Below are 3,050 nucleotides of genomic sequence, written 5' to 3' on the forward strand. Positions count from 1 at the left end.
CTCGAGGTCGACTGCCTTCTTATCACCGCATGCCTCGACACAGAGGCCGCACTTGACGCAGGCGTCGAAGTCGACGGTGTAGATCAGCGGGGAGACCTGCGGGTGGTAGATGTAAATCGCCTTTCTCGGCGCCATGCCGAGCTCGAACGGGTTCGGCTTGATGACCGGGCAGACCTCGACACAGTCGCCGCAGCCGGTACAGCCGCCGCCGACGATGCCGCGGGCTTCCGCCTCTGCGGGGGTGATGACACCGCGTGCCTTCTTTCGGAGGGTCACATCGAAGTTGCCGATGTATCCCTCGACCGCCTCAACCTCGGTGTAGGTGAGGAGCTCGATGTTCTCGTTGCGGTAGACATCCACCATCTTTGGTGTCAGGATACACTGCGAGCAGTCAAGCGTCGGGAAAGTCTTGTCGAGCTGGGACATCCTGCCGCCGATCGTGGGGCTCTTCTCCACGAGGTAGGTCTTGATCCCTGCGTTTGCAAGGTCGAGAGCTGCCTGCATACCGCCGACACCACCGCCGACGACCATCGCCGCCTTCTCGACGGGTACGCTCTTCGGGACGAGATCTTCAAGCAGTGAAGCCTTTGCCACGGCGATCCTGACTGCATCCTTTGCCTTGCTGGTTGCCTCTTCGGGCTGGTGCATGTGCACCCACGAGTTCTGCTCGCGGATGTTCGCCATCTCGAACCGGAAGGGGTTCAGGCCGCCTGCCTTGGTCGCGTTGCGGAACGTGGGCTCGTGCAGACGGGGTGAACAGGCCGCAACGACGACTCCGGTCAGTTTCTGCTCCTTGATGGCCTCTACGATCATGTTCTGGCCGGGTGTGGAGCACATATACGCGTAATTATCAGCGACGACGACGTTCGGGAGCGTCTTGGCGTATTCCTTTACCGCCTCAACGTCAATGGTACCTGCGATGTTGGTACCACAGTGGCACACAAAAACGCCAATTCTTGCCTCTTTATTCTTGACTTCTGCCATGTGTTTGCACCTCACAGGATCTTCTTCAGGAATGGCTCAACATTGATGGCATGCAGGTCGAGTGCAAGCTCGTCCGGGCTCATGCCCTGAGCCAGTCCCAGGAGTTCGTTGTAGTGCAGGACGGGGATGCTGTGAGCAACACCGAACTTCTCCTTGATCTCAAGCTGGCCGCGGTCGAACTGGAGCTGACAGAACGGACAGACTTCGGTGACTGCATCGACACCCGCTTCTTCCATGTTAATCAGCTTCTCATTTGTGATATCGAGCGCGTGCGCTATATCGTATCCACGGACACCNNACGAGTTCTTCCATCCACATCGGGTTCTCGGTGTTCCCGAAGTGCCGCTCTTTGCGCGGCTTCATCAGGTGGCAGCCGTAGTGGACGGCGACTCTCGCACCGGTCAGGGGGCGCTTGACACTATCGGCGAGCTTCTTGACGCCCACGATCTCCGGGTCGTAGTAGAGCTCGGCGAGGTGCCAGACGTCGATGGTCCCCTTGAACTCCATATCGATCTCTTTGAGCACTTCGTTGACGCCGTCGCGCAGTTCGTCGTTGTGCTTCAGTTTGTGGTTGACTTCCCAGATGGACTTGTAACAGCCGTTGCAGATCAGGGCGATGTCCATGCCCATCTGCTCGGCGAGTACCAGGTTCCTGGCCGCCATTGCGTACCAGACGTTTAAGTCAATCGAACCGAAGGCACCCGGTGCCGGGCAGCAGCTTGCGCCCTTCAGGGGCAGGAGGTCGATGCCGACATTCTTGCTGGTCTCGATGGCTGCCGCTTCGATGCCGGGGTAGCGGTTCGGGGCGATGCACCCGAGGAAGAATGCATACTGGCGCTTGTTTCCGCTCATGGTTTCACTCACCCTCCGACAGGATCTTGTCTGCGCGTTCTTTCAGTCCGTAGTGGTCTATGATCTTCCTGAGGCCCGGCAGGTACTCGGGGTACTTGTGCGTCGTCTCAGGCTCCTCATCGAGGCCGAGCTTCTTCCGGGCGGCACGGTTCGCGTCGTTGTTCGGAACACCGTGACCGGTCTCGTAGATCAACTGGGTCGTCTTGAGGAAGTTGCGCGGGACAATGTCGCGCTTGAACGCAAGGTTCCTCATCGCCATGATCGCGTCGGTCGGCGCGAGGTCACGGGGGCACCGGTCGGTGCAGCTGTAACAGGTCGTGCAGAGCCAGAGGTCCGGGTCGGTGAGGACTTCTTCCTCGAGTCCGAGGACCGCTTTGCGCATGAACAACCGGATGCGGTATGAGCTCCGGGGTGCCGAGGGGCACGATCCTGTGCAGGTACCGCACTGGTAGCACATGTGGGCGGCCGTCTGCCCGATCTTCTCAACTTCCTTGAGGAACTCGGGGTTGCTGTCAGAAGCGTAGAACTTCCTGTCCCGGAGTCTCTCAGCGAGTTTTTGGTCAATGTATTCTTTCTTTACTGCCATTGGCTATCCCTCACGCCTCTTCTGCTGTTTCCAAAACTTTGACTTCGACCTCTCCGGGGGTGGCCTCTTTCACCTTCGATGTCCTTGGGGTGAGCAGTTTCTCCTTGATCCTCTTGAAGAGGTCCGTCTCCTTGTCCTTCATCCGGATGGCCGTCCGCCGCAGGATGATTGCGTCCTCGCTCGGGCAGGCGTTGACACAGGCGCCGCAGAGGATGCAGAAGTCCTTGTTGATGGCGATGTTAGGCTCAATCTCTCCCTTCATCTCCTTTGCAGGGACGGGGGCGGGCAGGTAGAGTGCATTGCAGGGGCAGACCTCAACACAGGTCGAGCAGCCGCCGGGGCACTTCTCGGGGTTGATCTCGATCTCTCCCTCGAAGAGCTTCTCAACGGTGATCGCCTCGGTGGGGCAGGACTGGACACACCATGTGCAGGTGCAGCAGTTCTCCTGCTCGATCTCAACCTTGCCGGGCAGCTTGTCGCTGATGACTTCCCGCTCGACGGTGATTGCCTCCTGCGGGCAGGCCTCCACACAGATCTTGCATGCATCGCAGGTGCTCTCTTCCCACAGGACGTCCCCCTCGATCGTGCCGGTCTCGGGGTTTGCAGGTTTGCGGGCAACAGTGATGCT

Annotated in this window: 3 protein-coding genes and 1 pseudogene; all 4 read right to left on the reverse strand. The window is 59.3% G+C overall.

Features of this window, described 5'->3' with window-relative positions:
- A partial coding sequence (locus ACI94_RS02960; RefSeq protein WP_286681080.1) for a 4Fe-4S dicluster domain-containing protein occupies positions 1 to 984 on the reverse strand: 984 nt, incomplete at its 3' end.
- Between the two features lie 11 nt (positions 985 to 995).
- Positions 996 to 1,836: pseudogene (locus tag ACI94_RS02965) on the reverse strand (heterodisulfide reductase-related iron-sulfur binding cluster).
- Between the two features lie 4 nt (positions 1,837 to 1,840).
- Positions 1,841 to 2,422, reverse strand: a complete 582-nt coding sequence (hdrC, locus tag ACI94_RS02970) for a CoB--CoM heterodisulfide reductase subunit C (RefSeq protein WP_286681081.1) — start codon at positions 2,420 to 2,422, stop codon at positions 1,841 to 1,843.
- A 10-nt stretch (positions 2,423 to 2,432) separates the two neighbouring features.
- The coding region (locus ACI94_RS02975) for a 4Fe-4S binding protein (protein ID WP_286681082.1) at positions 2,433 to 3,050 on the reverse strand (618 nt) is incomplete at its 5' end.

This window comes from Methanoculleus sp. DTU007 (assembly GCF_001512385.1).
Classification (GTDB): Archaea; Halobacteriota; Methanomicrobia; order Methanomicrobiales; family Methanoculleaceae; genus Methanoculleus; species Methanoculleus thermophilus.